The organism is Jiangella rhizosphaerae, assembly GCF_003579925.1.
Taxonomy (GTDB): Bacteria; Actinomycetota; Actinomycetes; order Jiangellales; family Jiangellaceae; genus Jiangella; species Jiangella rhizosphaerae.
Map to the genome: position 1 here is coordinate 1 of NZ_QUAL01000440.1, position 14,837 is coordinate 14,837.

The 14,837-nt window shown below is 73.8% G+C and carries 17 protein-coding genes; 4 read left to right on the top strand and 13 right to left on the bottom strand.

Translation table 11 applies throughout. The features are described 5' to 3' along the window. Together DY240_RS30730 and DY240_RS30735 are read left to right on the top strand one after the other, a co-directional pair. A partial coding sequence (locus DY240_RS30730; RefSeq protein WP_119663449.1) for an adenosine deaminase family protein occupies positions 1-696 on the top strand: 696 nt, incomplete at its 5' end. Beyond that, positions 693-1,925 (top strand): MFS transporter, encoded by a 1,233-nt coding sequence (locus DY240_RS30735; RefSeq protein ID WP_119663450.1) that lies wholly within the window; start codon positions 693-695, stop codon positions 1,923-1,925. The genes DY240_RS30730 and DY240_RS30735, both read left to right, overlap by 4 nt. 10 nt (positions 1,926-1,935) lie before the next feature. Here the strand turns inward: DY240_RS30735 and DY240_RS30740 are convergent, their stop codons facing one another. Further along, a complete protein-coding gene (locus DY240_RS30740) occupies positions 1,936-2,994 on the bottom strand; it encodes a LacI family DNA-binding transcriptional regulator (protein WP_199702788.1) in 1,059 nt (352 codons plus the stop codon). Between the two features lie 101 nt (positions 2,995-3,095). On the opposite strand from DY240_RS30740, the gene DY240_RS30745 reads away from it, so the two are divergent. Continuing rightward, positions 3,096-4,325 carry an MFS transporter gene (locus DY240_RS30745; protein ID WP_199702789.1) on the top strand — a complete coding sequence of 410 codons (1,230 nt, stop codon included), beginning with the start codon at positions 3,096-3,098 and terminating at the stop codon, positions 4,323-4,325. Positions 4,326-4,338: 13 nt separating this feature from the next. Here the strand turns inward: DY240_RS30745 and DY240_RS30750 are convergent, their stop codons facing one another. Further along, positions 4,339-5,013: a response regulator transcription factor gene (locus DY240_RS30750; protein ID WP_199702790.1), complete on the bottom strand. Its 675-nt coding sequence runs from the start codon at positions 5,011-5,013 to the stop codon at positions 4,339-4,341. Next, positions 5,010-6,191 carry a sensor histidine kinase gene (locus DY240_RS30755; RefSeq protein ID WP_199702791.1) on the bottom strand — a complete coding sequence of 394 codons (1,182 nt, stop codon included), beginning with the start codon at positions 6,189-6,191 and terminating at the stop codon, positions 5,010-5,012. The genes DY240_RS30750 and DY240_RS30755 overlap by 4 nt, the downstream gene beginning before the upstream one ends. A gap of 101 nt (positions 6,192-6,292) precedes the next feature. Between DY240_RS30755 and DY240_RS30760 the strand changes: the two genes are divergently transcribed. Further along, positions 6,293-6,898: a dihydrofolate reductase family protein gene (locus DY240_RS30760; protein WP_119663453.1), complete on the top strand. Its 606-nt coding sequence runs from the start codon at positions 6,293-6,295 to the stop codon at positions 6,896-6,898. Here DY240_RS30760 and DY240_RS30765 read toward each other — a convergent pair. From DY240_RS30765 to DY240_RS30810, 10 genes are all read right to left on the bottom strand, one after another. Continuing rightward, positions 6,814-7,227 (bottom strand): hypothetical protein, encoded by a 414-nt coding sequence (locus DY240_RS30765; RefSeq protein WP_119663484.1) that lies wholly within the window; start codon positions 7,225-7,227, stop codon positions 6,814-6,816. The two genes, DY240_RS30760 and DY240_RS30765, sit on opposite strands and share 85 nt — an antisense overlap. Then, a complete protein-coding gene (locus DY240_RS30770; RefSeq protein WP_119663454.1) occupies positions 7,224-7,589 on the bottom strand; it encodes a hypothetical protein in 366 nt (121 codons plus the stop codon). The genes DY240_RS30765 and DY240_RS30770 overlap by 4 nt, the downstream gene beginning before the upstream one ends. Before the next feature lie 11 nt (positions 7,590-7,600). Beyond that, the gene (locus DY240_RS30775) at positions 7,601-9,283 is read right to left on the bottom strand and encodes a DUF885 domain-containing protein (protein ID WP_119663455.1); all 1,683 of its coding nucleotides are present in this window, start codon (positions 9,281-9,283) and stop codon (positions 7,601-7,603) included. Positions 9,284-9,333: 50 nt separating this feature from the next. Next, complete coding sequence (gene panD / locus DY240_RS30780; protein ID WP_119663456.1) at positions 9,334-9,756, bottom strand: aspartate 1-decarboxylase; 423 nt, start codon at positions 9,754-9,756, stop codon at positions 9,334-9,336. Positions 9,757-9,760: 4 nt separating this feature from the next. Continuing rightward, entirely contained in the window at positions 9,761-11,173 is a 1,413-nt protein-coding gene (locus DY240_RS30785) for a PH domain-containing protein (RefSeq protein WP_119663457.1), read from the bottom strand. Next, positions 11,170-11,664 (bottom strand): PH domain-containing protein, encoded by a 495-nt coding sequence (locus DY240_RS30790; RefSeq protein WP_199702793.1) that lies wholly within the window; start codon positions 11,662-11,664, stop codon positions 11,170-11,172. Before DY240_RS30790 ends, DY240_RS30785 begins: the two co-directional genes overlap by 4 nt. Before the next feature lie 39 nt (positions 11,665-11,703). Continuing rightward, positions 11,704-12,261: a DUF1684 domain-containing protein gene (locus tag DY240_RS30795; protein ID WP_199702795.1), complete on the bottom strand. Its 558-nt coding sequence runs from the start codon at positions 12,259-12,261 to the stop codon at positions 11,704-11,706. Positions 12,262-12,323: 62 nt separating this feature from the next. Further along, on the bottom strand, positions 12,324-13,295 hold the full coding sequence (locus tag DY240_RS30800; RefSeq protein WP_199702803.1) for an ABC transporter substrate-binding protein: 972 nt from the start codon (positions 13,293-13,295) through the stop codon (positions 12,324-12,326). 99 nt (positions 13,296-13,394) lie between these two features. Then, positions 13,395-14,129: an ABC transporter permease gene (locus DY240_RS30805; RefSeq protein WP_119663486.1), complete on the bottom strand. Its 735-nt coding sequence runs from the start codon at positions 14,127-14,129 to the stop codon at positions 13,395-13,397. Beyond that, a complete protein-coding gene (locus DY240_RS30810; protein WP_119663460.1) occupies positions 14,126-14,830 on the bottom strand; it encodes an ABC transporter permease in 705 nt (234 codons plus the stop codon). The genes DY240_RS30805 and DY240_RS30810 overlap by 4 nt, the downstream gene beginning before the upstream one ends. Between the last annotated feature and the right edge of the window lie 7 nt (positions 14,831-14,837).

The window sequence follows — 14,837 nt, forward strand, 5'->3', positions numbered from 1 at the left end:
GCGCTCGGCGGGCTGGAGGCGACGGTCGAGGCGGTCCTGACGGCGGCCGCCGCGGCACCGCTGCCGATGGGCGTCGTCGTCGCGTCCAGCTGGGCCCGCTCCGGCGAGCACGCGACGACGCTGGCCCGGCTCGCCACCCGGTATGCCGCCGACGGTGTGGTCGGGTTCGGGCTCTCCAACGACGAGCGCCTCGGCCGGGTCGAGGCCTTCGCGCCGGCGTTCCGCGTCGCCGCCGACGCCGGGCTGCTGCGCACCCCGCACGGCGGTTTCTTCACCGGGCCGTCCCACGTCCGCGACTGCGTCGAGCTGCTCGGCGCCACCAGGGTCGGCCACGGCACGTCCGCCGCGACCGAGCCGGCCGTCCTGGACCTGCTGGCCGAACGCGGCGTCGCGCTCGAGCTCTGCCCGACCTCCTACCCGCCGTTCGGCGTGCACGCGCTGGACGAGCTGCCGGTGCGAACATTCCTGGCGGCGGACGTGCCGGTGGCGATCGGCAGCGACGACCCCCTGCTGTTCGCCGTCGGGCTGGCCGGTCAGTACGCGCTGTGCCGCGACGTCCTCGGGCTCACCGACGCCGAGCTGGCAGCGTTGGCTCGCGGCTCGATCACCTCGTCGGCAGCGCCGGAGCCGCTGCGGCGGACGCTGCTCGCCGGCGTCGACGCTTGGCTGACCGCAGACGGCAGAGTGGGCGCGTGAGTGCCGAGCCGCCGTTCCCGCCACCGGGGTTCCGGCGGTTCTGGGCCGGCGAGGCCGTCTCGGGGCTCGGCAGCTACGTCACGCTGCTGGCGCTGCAGACGCTCGTGGTGCTCGACCTGGGCGGCGGCGCCGCGCAGCTGGGGTGGGTGAGCTCGGCGCGCTGGCTGCCCTACCTCGTGGCCGGACTGGCGGTGGGAGCGCTCGTCGACCGGGTGCGACGGCGACCGGTCATGATCACCAGCGACCTGGTCCGCGCCGCGCTGCTGCTGGTGATCCCGGCCGCGTGGGCCGCCGGCCTGCTGACGCTCCCGCTGCTCGTGGTCGTGGTGGCGGGTTTCGGCGCCGCCTCCCTGGTGAACGACGCCGCCTCGATGGCGTTCGTGCCGCGGCTCGTGCCGCGCGTCCATCTGCAACGGGCGCACGCCCGCATCGACGGCGCCGACGCCGTGGCACAGACGGCCGGTCCCGCGCTGGGCGGGCTGCTGGTCCGGGTGGTCGGGGCGCCGCTGGCAGTACTCGCCGACGCGGTCACCTACGTGTTCTCCGCGGTCATGGTCGCGACGACCCGGGTGGACGAGCCGCGCGCGGGAGCGGGCGGCCCGGTGCCGCACCTGCGGCGCGAGATCGCCGAGGGGGTTCGCTGGGTGTACGGCCCGTCCGGGTTGGCGAGGCTGGCCGTCGCAACCCACGTGTGGTTCGCGGCCAACGCGGTGGTGTCGGTGGTGGTCCCCGTCTGGGCGCTGCGCGAGCTCGGGCTGTCCCCGGCGGTCTTCGGCCTCACGACCGCCGCGGCCGGCGTGGGCGGCCTGCTCGGCGCCTCGGTGAGCACGGCCGCCGGCCGCCGGCTCGGCACGGGCGGGGCGATCATCGCGGCGCATGCGATCGTCACGGTCGCCGTCGTCGCGACGGCGACCGCCGGCGCAGCGACCGGGACCGTCCTCGCGCCGGCGCTCCTCGGAGTCGGCCAAGCGTTGTACGGCTTCTCGATCGGGCTCAGCAACTCGCACGAGATGAGCTACCGGCAGGCCCTGACGCCGGACGCCCTGCAGGCGCGGACGAACACGACGATGCGGTCGTTCAACCGGGCCGTGATCGTGGTGGTCTCGCCGCTCGCCGGGCTGCTCGCCGACCGGCTCGGGCTGGCGCCCGCCCTGGTGACGGCGGTGGTGATCTTCGCCGGTGTCGTGCTGATGCTGCTGGCGTCGCCGTTCCGCCACGCCCGGATCTAGGAACGCCCGGTCACCGGCCGGAAGGCGGCGCGGAGGTGGCGCCGACCCGCAGCCGGACCGGCAGGTGCACGTTGGGCGGCCGCCGGCCGGCCAGCAGCTCGGTCACCATGCGCCCGGTCAGCCGGCCCTTCTCCGCGATCGGCTGCACGACCGTCGTCAGCACCCGCTCGCCCAGCCAGGGGGTGTCGATGCCGTCGTAGCCGACGACGGTGAGGTCCTCGGGCACACGCAGGCCCAGCGACTCGGCGGCCCGGATGACGCCGACGGCGAGCAGATCGCTCTGCGCGACGACGGCCGTGGGCCGGTCCGGCACGTCGAGCAGCAGCCGCCCGGCCCGCTCGCCCTCCTCGACGACGTTGCTGGGCGCCTCGGCGACCGGGACCGGCCCGAAGACGTCCTCGGTGGCGGCGAGCCGGGCCCGGCAGTCGGCGAACCCGACCGAGGCGCGGCGGGCGTCGTCGACCAGCCCGCCGCGGCCGTCGAGCCGCAGCGGCAGCGCGGCGACGGCGACCCGGTGGTGCCCCAGCGACGCGACGTGCCGGGCCAGCTCGGCCGCGCCGCCGTAGTCGTCGATGTCGAGCACCGTGACGTCGGGCCGGTCGGGTCCGTCGACGGCGACCACCGGAACCCCCCGGCGCAGGAACAGGTCGAGCAGCGGGTCGTCGTCGCGGCCGCAGGTGGCGAACACTACCGCGTCGACCGGCATCCGCGACACCTGCTCCGTCGTGGGGCTGCCGTGCTGGGCGTCGCCCGAGAGCAGCAGCAGGCCGGTGCCGGACGGGCTGAGCGCCTCGGCGATGCCGTCGAGCAGCGCGACGGCGACCGGGTCGCGGAACGCGTAGAGCAGCCGCTCGCCGATGACGGCGCCGACGATGCCGGACCGGCCCCGGCGCAGCGACCGGGCCATCGGATCGGGACCGGCGTAGCCGAGCTCGCGCGCCGCGGCCAGCACCCGTTCGCGGGTCGAGTCGGCCACCGGCCCGGAGCCGCTGAAGGCCAGCGATGCCGTGGACGGCGACACGCCGGCCCGCGCGGCCACCGCCGCCAGCGTCGCCCGGTGCTCGCCCACGTCAGCTCCCCTCACGGATATCGCGCTTGCATTCCGATCCTCGACCATAGGAGAATATCGAATCGATTCGATCGAATCGATTCGACCCAGAGGACTTTCACGTGACGCACTCCGCTCCGGCCCAGTCGCCCGACTTCGCCAGGGTCGTCCGCGCCCGCAACGCCGTCGCCACCGTGTTCGCCCTCAACGGGCTGGCGGTCGCGAGCTGGATGGCGCGCATCCCCGAGGTGCGCGACCTGCTCGGGCTGACGCCCGGCGAGATCGGGCGGGTGCTGCTGGCGCTGGCCGCCGGCTCCCTCGTCGCACTGCCCACCTCGGGGTTCGTCGTCAGCAAGATCGGCGCGGCGCGGACGGTGGCCGGCGGCTCGGTGCTGGTCGCCGCCGGTCTGACGCTGGCCGGCGTGGGCGCGGACTCGCTCGGCACGGTCGCGGTCGTCGCGGCCGGGCTGGTGCTCATCGGGTACGGCTCCGGCTCGTGGGACGTCGCGATGAACGTCGAGGGCGCGGCGGTCGAGCGGCTGCTCGGCCGGACCATCATGCCGCGCTTCCACGCCGCGTTCAGCCTGGGCACGGTGGCCGGGGCCGGGCTCGGTGCCGGCGCCGCGGCCGCCGGGCTCCCCGTGGTCGTCCACCTGAGCGTCGTCAGCGTCATCGCGCTGATCGTCACCATCGTCGCCAGCCGCAGCTTCCTGCCGCGCACGGCCGAGGTCGACGACGACGGCGCGCCGGTCCAGCGCGTCTCCGTCTGGACCGCGTGGCGCGAGCCGCGCACGCTGCTCATCGGGCTCATGGTCATGTGTGCCGCGCTGATCGAGGGCATCGCCAACGACTGGCTGGCGCTCGGCCTGGTCGACGGCTACGAGGTGAGCAACGCCGTCGGCGCGGTCGGCTTCGCCGTGTTCCTCACGGCCATGACCGCCGGGCGGACCGCCGGCACCCAGCTGGTCGACCGCTTCGGCCGACTGCCCGTGCTGCGCACCAGCGCCGTGCTGTCCGCCGCCGGCGTGCTGCTGGTCGTCTACGGCGGGTCGCTCGCGGTCGCGCTGGCCGGCACGGTCGTCTGGGGTCTTGGCGCCGCGCTGGGCTTCCCGCTCGGCATGAGCGCAGCCTCCGACGACCCGCGCCGCGCCGCCGCCCGGGTCAGCGTGGTCGCGTCGGTCGGCTACACCGCGTTCCTCGCCGGGCCGCCCATCCTCGGGTGGCTGGGCGACCACGAGGGCGTCCTGCACGCGCTGCTGGTCGTCGCCGTCGCCGCCGTCGTGGCCGGGCTGGTCTCACCCGCCGCGCGCGAGCAGCAGCCGACCCCCGTCGAGGCCGCCGCCCGCGACTGACGGCCCCGGCCGGTCAGGACGCGCCCGGCCGCACCAGCCCGGTCTCGTAGGCCAGCACCACCAACTGCACGCGGTCGCGCAGCCCGACCTTGGCCAGCACCCGGCCGATGTGGGTCTTCACCGTGGCCTCGGTGACGAACAGCCTCGCGGCGATCTCGGCGTTCGACCGGCCGCGGACCACCTCGCGGACGATCTCGTGCTCGCGCTGGGTGAGCTCGGCCCAGACGGCGTCCGGCGGGGTGGCGTCCTCGGGCAGGTGGCCGGCGAAGCGTTCGAGCAGCCGGCGCGTGGTGCTGGGCGCGACCACGGCGTCGCCGGAGTGCACCGCACGGACGGCGTCGAGCAGCGTCGGCGGCGGGGCGTCCTTGAGCAGGAACCCGCTGGCGCCGGCCTTGATCGCGGCGAACGCGTACTCGTCGAGGTCGAACGTGGTCAGCACGATCACCTTCGGCGCGTCCTCGCGCGAGCGCAGCCGGCGGGTGGCCTCGACGCCGTCGAGAACGGGCATCCGGACGTCCATCAGCACGACGTCGGCCGTGGTCACCGACAGTGCGTGCAGCGCGGCGTCGCCGTCGCCGGCCTCGCCGACCACCTCGAGGTCGGGCTGCGAGTCGATGACCATCCGGAACCCGGCCCGGACCAGCTGCTGGTCGTCCACCAGGAAGACCCTGACCGGCTGCACACTCACTTCCCTTCTCCGTATGGCAGGTCGAGGTCGACCCGCCAGCCGCCGCCGGCCGCCGGTCCCGCCGTCACCGTGCCGCCGTACATCGTCATCCTCTCCCGCATGCCCGCCAGCCCCTGGCCGAGCCCGTCGCTGGGCGCGGCCGCGCCCCGTCCGTCGTCGCTGACCCGCAGGGTCAGCCGGTCGGCGCCGAACACCAGCGCCACCTTCGCCCGGGCGGCCGGGCCGGCATGCTTGAGCGCGTTGGTCAGCGCCTCCTGGATCACCCGGTACACCGCCAGCGACGGGCCTGGCGGCAGCGGCCGCGGCGGGCCGGTGACGTCGAGCTCGACCGGCAGCCCGGCCTGCCGCACCGACGTGACCAGCTCCGGCAGGCTGCCCAGCCCCGGCTGCGGCCGGACGCTGCCGCCGTCGGCGTCGTCGGTGGTGCGCAGGACCCCGAGGAGCCGGCGCATCTCGGCGAGCGCGCCGCGGCCGGTGTCGCCGATGGTCTTCAGCGCGTCGAGCGCGGCCTGCGGGTCGTGGTCGCCGGCGTACCGGCCGCCGTCGGCCTGCACGACGATGACGGAGAGGTTGTGCGCGACGACGTCGTGCATCTCGCGAGCGATGCGCGAGCGCTCCTCGGCGGCCGCCAGCAGCGCCCGCTGGTCGCGTTCCCGCTCGGCCTGGTGCGCCCGCTCGACCAGCTCGGCGACGTACGCCTGCCGCGTGCGCCGCACGTCGCCCATCGCCCAGGCCCCGATGACCGTCGCGGACAGCCCGATGGCGCTGGCCACGAACGCCTCCGCGCTCTCTTCGATCGACGGGACGTAGCGCACTGTGCCCAGCACGACGCCGAGGAACCCGGCCGCGAGCCCGGCCCAGCTGGCCCACCGCGGGCCGTAGGCGCTGACGGCGTACAGGCCGAGCAGCAGCGCGACGTCGTACGGGGTCAGCTGCAGCCCGGTGGCCCACTGCACCAGCCCGGCGGCCACCAGCACGCCGAACGACTCGACCGGCCGCACCCGCCGGAACACCAGCGCCGCGCACATGACCGTCCCGAGGACGAAGTGCGCCCAGGCGGGGTCGAACGCGGCCGCCGTGAACACCACCATCGTGACGAACACGCCCAGCGCGATGACGGCGTCCGGCACCACGGGGTGCCGGCGCACCCACGCGTACAGCCGGTCCCTGCGCCTCACGGTGAGCAGGCTAGCTCGCCGCGCCCTCCCGCGCCGTCCGAGTGTTTCGCCCGAGCCCGAAACACTGCCGCGTCGGGCCCGCGTCGCCGAGACTGCCTGCCATGCAGACCAGCACTGGAAAGGTCCAGCTCGCGTTCATGATGTCGCTCGACGGCTTCGTCGCCGGCCCCGGCCACACCATGGACTTCATGGACGGGACGGCGGTGCGCGACGGCGTGCACCGGGAGCTCATCGAGAGCACCGGCGCGATCCTGGCCGGACGCGACGGTTACGACAGCACCGGAGGAAACCTCCGGCCGTACGGCGGCGCGTGGAGCGGGCCGATCTTCGTCCTCACCCACCACCCCGAAGACGTCCACACGATCGACGGCGCCACGGTGCTGAGCTGCTCCGTGGCGGAAGCGGTGCGGATCGGCCTGGAGGCGGCGCGCGGCCGGAACCTGCAGGTGCTCTCCCCGACGATCGGCCGGCAGCTGCTTCACCTGGGACTGGTCGACGAGATCGACGTGCATGTGGCGCCCGTCCTGCTCGGCGACGGCATCAGGCTCTACGACGCGCCCGGCGGCGAGCTCGTCCACCTGGCCCGGGAAGGCGACGACCCAGGGCTCGCGGCGCGGCTTCGTTACCGGCCGGCGTCCTCGGCGTCGCGGGTGCGGCGCAGCCAGAGCAGGCCGAGCACCGGCAGCACCAGCGGCACGAACCCGTAGCCGCGCCCGAACACCGACCACACGGTGTCGTCGGGGAAGTCGCCCGGGTCGAACGCGGTGATGGCGCCCACCGTCAGCACCCCGATCAGCTCGACGGTGACGGCGGTCAGCGCCACCCGGCGGGCGGTCGCGCCGGGCCGGGCGAGCGCGACAGTCGCGACGATGTACACCAGCGCGGCGAACGCCGACAGCAGGTACGCCACCGGCGCCTCGTCGAACTTCGTCGCGATCTGCACGCCGGCCCGGGCCGACGCCGCCAGCGCGAACACCGCGTAGACGGCGATGAGCAGCCGGCCCGGCCCGCTGGACCGCCGAGGCGTACCGCTCACGCCGCGCCCGCCTCCCACAGCTGCTGCATGCGCACCACCAGCACCGGTACCACCAGCGCGGCGACGACCAGCACCGACGTCCCCCACCGCGACTTCTCCGCCAGCGCCCAGAACAGCCCGAGCGGCACGATGATGAGGTTCATCAGCACGTAGCCGATGAACGTCGCGGTCTCCTCCGGCGCGCCGTCCGTGATCATCAGGACGACCGCCACCACGGCCTGCACGACGATGAGCAGCTCGACCACCCCGGCGCCGATGACGTACGGCTCGCGCGGCGGCCGGTTGCGCACCACGGCCACCAGCGCCCACGCGGCGTAGGCCAGCGAGGCCACGATGACGGCCCAGTCGACGACGGCGATCATGCGTCAGTCCGTCACGGGAGCCGGGCCAGCTCGTCGGTGAGGTCGTCCAGCCCCAGCGAGCCCATCGACAGCGCGGCCATGTGCCACGCCTTGAGGTCGAAGTCCGCGCCTCGCGCCGCCCGTGCGGCGTCGCGGCCGGCCAGCCACGCCCGCTCTCCCAGCTTGTAGCCGATGGCCTGTCCCGGCGCGCCCAGGTAGCGGACGATCTCGGAGTCGATGAAGGCCGGGTCGCGGCCGTTGAAGGCCCCGAAGAACTCGCGCGCCAGCTCCGGCGTCCACACCTCGCCGGGGTGGAAGGTCTCGCTGGCCGGGATGCGCAGCCGCAGGTGCATGCCGATGTCGATGATGACCCGGATCGCCCGCATGATCTGCGCGTCGAGGTAGCCGAGCCGGACCGCGGGGTCGGTGAGGTAGCCCAACTCGTCCATGAGCCGCTCGGCGTAGAGGGCCCAGCCCTCCGTCATCGCGCTCACCGAGCCCAGGCTCACCTGGTAGCGCGACAGCTGGTCGGCGACGTACACCCACTGCGCCAGCTGCAGGTGGTGGCCGGGGACGCCCTCGTGGTACCAGGTGCTGACCAGCCCCCACACCGGGAAGCGGGTCTCGCCCAGCGTCGGCAGCCAGGTGCGGCCGGGCCGGCTGAAGTCCAGCGACGGACGGCTGTAGTACGGCGCCGCGGCGGTGCCCGGCGGGGCGATCATCGCCTCGACGTGCTTGATCGGCTCGGCGAGATCGACGTGGGTGCCGTCGAGGTCGGCCATCGCGCGGTCCATGAGGTCCTGCAGCCAGGCCCGGACCTCCTCGACGCCCTCGATCGCCTCGCCGTGCTCGTCGAGGTGGCGCATGACGGCCAGCGGCGTGTGCCCTGGCAGGACGGCGTCGGCGGCCTGCTTCATCTCCTCGCCGATGCGGCGGAACTCGGCCCAGCCGTAGGCGTAGGCCTCCTCGAGGTCGAGCTCGGAGCCGGTCCAGTAGCGGGCGGCGACGGCGTAGCGCTCGCGCCCGACCGCGTCGGGCGTGCCCTCGGCAGCCGGGCGGTAGGTGGTGGCGAGGTAGTCGCGCAGCTCGGCCAGGCCGGCGCCGGCCTGCGCGGCCGCGGCGGTCAGCTCGTCGCGCTGCGCGTCGGGCCCCTTGGCCACGAACGACGTGTACCAGTCGGCCTCGATCCAAGTGTCGAGCTGCTCGATGACGGTGTCGACCTGACGCTGCGCGGCGTACAGGCCTCGCCGGTCGCCCTCCTCCAGCGAGGCGCGGAAGCTGCTGGCCGCGGCCGGGATGTTGCGCAGCCGCCGGCCGATGACGGCCCAGTCGTCGTCGGTGTCGGCCGGCATCATCTGGAACACCGACCGCAGCGACTGGACCGGCGAGAACAGGTTGCTGAGCTCGCGCAGCCCCTCGCCGGCGTCGTGCAGCGCCAGCGAGGCGGTCAGCCGCTCACGCAGCAGCCGCGCCGCCCGGCGCTCCTCGACGGGCAGGCCGGCGTCGCCCGCCGGGTGCTCGACGGCGTCCAGCTCGGCCAGCGTGGCGCGGCCGGCCTGCGCCACGGCCTCGCGGCCGGCCGGCGAGTAGTCGGGCATGGCGTCGACGCCGGGCCTGATGCCGAGCGCCGTCCCGACGAGCGGGTTCAGGTCGGCGATGGTCTCGACGTAGCGGTCGGCGATCTTCCGGGGGGTGTCGGCATCGTCGTGAGGCACCGGCCCATCATGCCTCGCGCGCCGTCGTGGCGTGCGCCAGCCCCGGCCGATCAGCCCGCGGCGACCGCGTCGCCCCGTACCTGGGCGGCCGCGCCGGGCACCGGCTCAGCGGGATCGGCGCCGGTCGCGACGATGCGGTTGGCGGCGTCGACGTGCACCACCCGCGGCTGGAACCGGCGCGCCTCGGCGTCGTCGACCAGCCCGTAGCTGATGAGGATGACGAGGTCGCCGGGCTGCACGAGCCGGGCGGCGGCGCCGTTGATGCCGATGACGCCAGACCCCCTCGGGCCGGGGATGGCGTAGGTGGTGAGCCGGGCGCCGTTGGTGATGTCGACGATGTCGACCTGCTCGCCGGGCAGCAGGTCCGCGGCGTCGAGGAGGTCTTCGTCGACCGTGACCGATCCCACGTAGTGCAGGTCGGCCTGCGTCACGGTGGCGCGGTGGATCTTGCCCTTCATCATGGTGCGGAACACGCGTTCACTCCTGGTCTCGCTCGCTCGATGCGGCCGGGGGGCCGTCACCGTCGGCGTGGCCGTCGGGTCGGGGGACCGACTGCTGCCGGTACCTCGCCATCCATTGTTCTGGAACATCGGTCTTGCGTGCCAGCCGAGCCCGTTCGGCCTGCTCTTCGGCGATGGCCCGGGCCTCGGCGGGCAGCCGGTGCGCGATGACCGCGTCGACCGGTCCGGGCGTGGTGTCGACGTGCACCGACGCCAGCCCGAGCCGGCGCTGCAGCGGCCCCTGCACGATGCGCACGCTCTGTGTCTTCGCGTGCGGCACGGTGGTGAGGTTGCGGTACAGCACGCCCTCGCGCACGACGACGACGTGGTCGTCGACGCCGTAGGCCAGCCGCTTCCAGCCGAACGGGCGCAGCCAGCGCGCCGGCCGCGGCGCGTGCGTCAGCGGCACCGACAGCGGGTCAGAACCCGGCAGCACGTGCCGCAACACCTCGGCCGCCTCCTCGTACGTCGCCACCGGCAGCAGCGTGGACGTGCGCTGGCTGTCGTCGGACGACTCGCCGCTGTAGCCCGCGACGTCGACGTCCAGCCGCACCCAGCTCTTCCCTCTCCACAACAACGGCTGGCGCATGGCTACTCCCTGCACCCGGCCGGGCGGGACGGTCTGGTGCTGGGTGTCGAGCAGGCCCTTGCGGATGCGGTAGCCGTCGGGCGACTCGGCCAGGACGAACGCGAAGTTGCGGCCCAGCTGGCCCCACAGCGCGGCGCCGATGGCGATGATGCCCGGCAGCATCGAGGACAGCAGGCCGACGGTCACCTCGCTGTCGCGGAAGAACAGCAGCGCGACGCCGAGGCCGACGATGAACACCACACCGGCCACGAACGCGCCGGACAGCACCGTCGACCACACCAGCCGGTCCAGCGGCACCTCGTGCACCACCCGTTCCGGCGCCTCGGGGGTGTCGGCGTCGATGCCGGCGGCCCGGGCCAGTAGCTCGGCCCGCAACCGCACCGCGTCGTCGACGGCGAGGTACTGCAGCGGCGCCTCGGCCTTGCCGCCGCCGGCCACCTCGAGCCGCAGCTCGGAGACGCCGAGCAGCCGGCCGGCCAGCGGGCGGTTGATGTCGACGGCCTGCAGGCGGTCCAGGCGGACCCGGCGCGACCGGCGGTTCAGCATGCCGGAGTCGATGCGCAGCGCGTCGCCGTCGAACCCGTACCGGGTGAACCACCAGGACAGCAGGCCGGCGATCATGCCGACGACGGCGAACGCCAGTGCGGTGAGGCCGAACCGGCCCATCTCGCCGGAGCGCAGCGCGTCCTGACCGCCGATGCCGATGGCGAGGGCGAGGAAGCCCCAGCCGCGCAGCAGTGGCGTGAGCGGGTGCAGCCGGCGGAAGTGCTCCGGCGTCGGGTCGACCCGGTCGACCTTCACAGACCGGCCGCCTGCGCCTCACCCAGCGCCGACAGCCGGTCGCGCAGCCGCGCGGCCTCGGCGGCCGGCAGGCCGGGGATCTTCGCGTCGGTGGCCGGCGAGGCGGTGTGCAGCTGGACGGTGGCCAGCCCGTACCGCCGCTCCAGCGGCCCCGACGCGACGTCGACGAACTGCATGCGGCCGTACGGCACCACCGTCAGCCGGCGGTACATGACGCCGTGAGTGACCAGCAGGTCGTCCAGCCGCTCGGCGTAGCCCCAGGCGCGCCAGTTCCGCGGGATCAGCCACAGGCCCCACACCAGCGCGATCAGCGCCGCGCCGACGACGGGTAGCACGCCCGCGAGCCCGAAGATCAGTCCCAGCACCACGCCGGCGACGGCGGCGACGAGCGTCACCGTGATGAGCAGCACCAGCCGGCGCAGGTCGACGAGCTTGTGCGACACCTGCTGCCAGGCCTCGCCGGGCGGCGCGAAGAGCTGGTCCTGGTCCACGGCGATGAGGCTACCTCGCCGCGTCGGCGCGTTCGCGCGTCAGCCGTGGCCCGGCGGAATCAGTTCGCCCGCCGCCACCTCGACGCCGAGGGTGTTGCCGGGCGGCGCGAGCGGACAGGTCCAGGCGGGGTCGTAGGCGCACGACGGGTTGTAGGCGAAGTTGAGGTCGACCACGAGTCCGTCGTGAACCGAGCCGCCGAGGTCGGCCCCCTTGACGGTGTCGAGCAGGTAGCGCCCGCCGCCGTAGGTGGCCCGGCCGGCGGAGGTGTCCTTGAGCGGAACGAAGATGCCGCCGCCGTACGAGTCGAGCCACCAGACGTCGAGGTCGCCGAACGGCAGGTGCAGCCGGCCGGCCAGCTCGAACGGCACGACGCCGTCGGTGGCGGTCGGCACCTCCAGCCGCTGCCGCTCGACGTCGGTGTCGACCGGCAGCACGAACCGCAGGCTCGGGTCGTACGGGACGTGCCGCAGCCCGGCGAAGCCGGCCCGCCGCTCGGGCGGGACCGGCGACGCGGGATGCGTGCGGATCAGCTCGTCCCGGCCGGCGGCCCACCGCTCGTGGGCCGCCGCCGGGTCGGACTCGCTCTCGGCCCGCACCCGGGCGTAGAGCGCGTGGACCCGGCGCCGCCAGTCGAGGACGTCGAGCGCGCCGATCGAGCTCAGAGCAGCCCCTTGTCCTCGAGGTAGGCCCGTGCGACGTCGGGCGCCTGCTGCCGCTCGGCGTCGACCTGGGCGTTCAGCATGGCGAGGTCATCGGTGGTGAGCACACCCGCCAACTCGTTGAGCACCTCGGCGATGGCGGGGTCGCCCGCGCTCTCGGTGTTCACGACGGGCACGAGGTTGTCGGCCGCCTGCAGGCCCTGGTCGTCTTCGAGGGCGACCAGGTCGAACTGCTCGAGCGTGCCGTCGGTGGTGCCGACCAGGCCGAGCTGCGCGTCGCCACGCTGGACCGCCTGCTTCGTCTCGCTCGTGCTGAACCCGGTGGCCAGTGGCGGGTCGACGATGTCGAGGCCGTAGACCGACTCCAGGCCCGGCTCGCAGAACGGGCGGTCGGGGCATTCCTCGACCGCGGCCAGCGTGATGGGCTGGCCGAGCGCCGCGAGGTCGGACAAGGTGGTGAGGTTGTTCTGCTCCGCGAACTCGTTGGTGACGGCGAACGCGTTCTGGCTCGCCGCCTCGGCGGGGTCGAGGATGGTGAGCCCGCGCTGCTCGGCCAGCGGCCGCGCGGCGTCGACGGTCTCTTGCGCGTCCGACGTGGCGATGGGCGCGTTGCTGGGAGCGTCGGGTCCGTTGATGGCGCCGTTGAGGTACTCGGCGAACGTGGCCAGGTACTCGGGCACGACGTCGATCTCGCCGCTCTCGAGCGCCGGCTCGTAGATCTCCCGGGCGTCGACGGACTGGATGTCGACGGTGTAGCCGGCGTTCTCGAGCAGTGCGGCGTACATCTCCTGCATGATCAGCATCTCGGTGAAGTTGGCGCCCCCGACGGTGAGGTCGCCGCCGCCACCGCCTTCGGTGGCCGTCGAGTCGCCGCCCTCCTCGAACGGGTCGTCGTCGCCGCCGCACGCCGTCAGAGTCAGCGCGAGGCCGGCCGTAGCGGCCAGCACGGCCGCTCGTCTCCGCATGGTCATGAGATTCACCGGTGTCACCTTCTGTGTCCCGTGCCGGGCATCGAACCCCGCACGCGTGTCCGGCGAGCACCCTGTCAGCGCCCGCGTGAAATCAGTCAACTACGCGCCACTGACAACCTCTTCCTGCATCAGCGGCATTCCCCGGTCACGATCGGGTCTCGAACGGCGCCGCCGTGCGCGGCGCATGGGGTCGACGACCCGCTCCAGCCACGCCATCAGGCCCTCGACCACGAGCGCCAGCAGGCAGACGATGATCGCGCCGCCGATGATCTCGGGCACGTCCTGGCGGCCGAAGCCGCTGGTGATGATGCGGCCCAGGCCCGGGCCGGAGATCACCGCCGCGAGTGTCGCGGTGGCCACGATCTGCACCGTCGCCAGGCGGATGCCGCCCATGATCAGCGGGATGGCCAGTGGCAGTTCGACGCCGCGCAGCAGCTGGGTCCCGCTCATGCCCATGCCGCGGGCCGCCTCGACGGCGTCGCGGTCGACCTCGCGCATGCCGACGTAGGCGTTGGTGAGGATCGGCGGGATGCCGAACAGCACCAGCGCGATGATCGTCGTCCAGACCGACAGCCCCAGCGGCGTCATGTACAGCAGCGCCAGGATCGCGAACGTCGGGACCGCCCGGCCCACGTTGCTGATGTTGATGGCCAGCGTCCCGCCGCGGCCCAGGTGACCCAGCCACAGCCCGATCGGCAGCGCGACGACGCACGCCAGCAGCACCGCCGCCCCGCTGATCCACAGATGCTCGATCAGCCTGGTGCCGACCCCCGTGGGCCCGCCCCAGTTGTCGCCGTCGAGCAGCCAGGTCAGGCCGTCCACGAACGTGTTCATGCGGTCACCGTCCGCCGCCACGGCGTCAGCCATCGTTGGAGCCCGAGCAGCAACGCGTCGGCGATCAGCGCGAGCACCACGCAGAGCACCGACGCCGTCAGCACCTCGGCGTGGAAGTTGCTGCTCAGTCCGCGGTTGATGAGGTTGCCCAGACCGCCGTGGTTGACGATCATGCCGACGGTGGTGAGGGCGACGGTCGACACCGTCGCCACGCGCAGCGCGGCGAACACCGCCGGCAGCGCCAGCGGCAGCTCCACCTTCCGCAGCAGCCGCAAGCCGTCGTAGCCCATGCCGATGGCCGCCTCACGGACGTCGTCCGGCACGGCGTCCAACCCGGTGAGGATGCCGCGGACCAGGATGGTCAGCGAGTACAGCACCAACCCGATGATCACCGTCGTCGCCGAGATCTTGGTGAACGGCAGCAGCAGCGAGAACATCGCCAGCGACGGCAGGGTGTACAGCGCCGTCGACGTGCCGAGGATCGCCCCGCGCAGCCAGCCGACCCGGCGGGCGACGACGGCGAGCACCAGCGCGACGGCGAAGCCGATGACGACGGAGACCACCGTGATGGTGACGTGCTGGCCGAGAGCGTCCATGATCTCGTCCTGCCGGGTTCGTATGTACTCGCCGCACACCCAGTCGTTGCGAACGAGGCAGTTGTCGGTCAGGGTTGCGGTATGAACGGGCCCGGAGAGCGCCATTCCGTTG

Excerpts from the sequence above, each read along its gene's own strand:
- DY240_RS30760 (WP_119663453.1), top strand. The coding sequence starts at position 6,293 with ATGCAGACCAGCACTGGAAAGGTCCAGCTCGCGTTCATGATGTCGCTC.
- DY240_RS30770 (WP_119663454.1), bottom strand. The coding sequence starts at position 7,589 with ATGATCGCCGTCGTCGACTGGGCCGTCATCGTGGCCTCGCTGGCCTAC.
- DY240_RS30800 (WP_199702803.1), bottom strand. The coding sequence starts at position 13,295 with ATGACCATGCGGAGACGAGCGGCCGTGCTGGCCGCTACGGCCGGCCTC.
- DY240_RS30805 (WP_119663486.1), bottom strand. The coding sequence starts at position 14,129 with ATGAACACGTTCGTGGACGGCCTGACCTGGCTGCTCGACGGCGACAAC.
- DY240_RS30810 (WP_119663460.1), bottom strand. The coding sequence starts at position 14,830 with ATGGCGCTCTCCGGGCCCGTTCATACCGCAACCCTGACCGACAACTGC.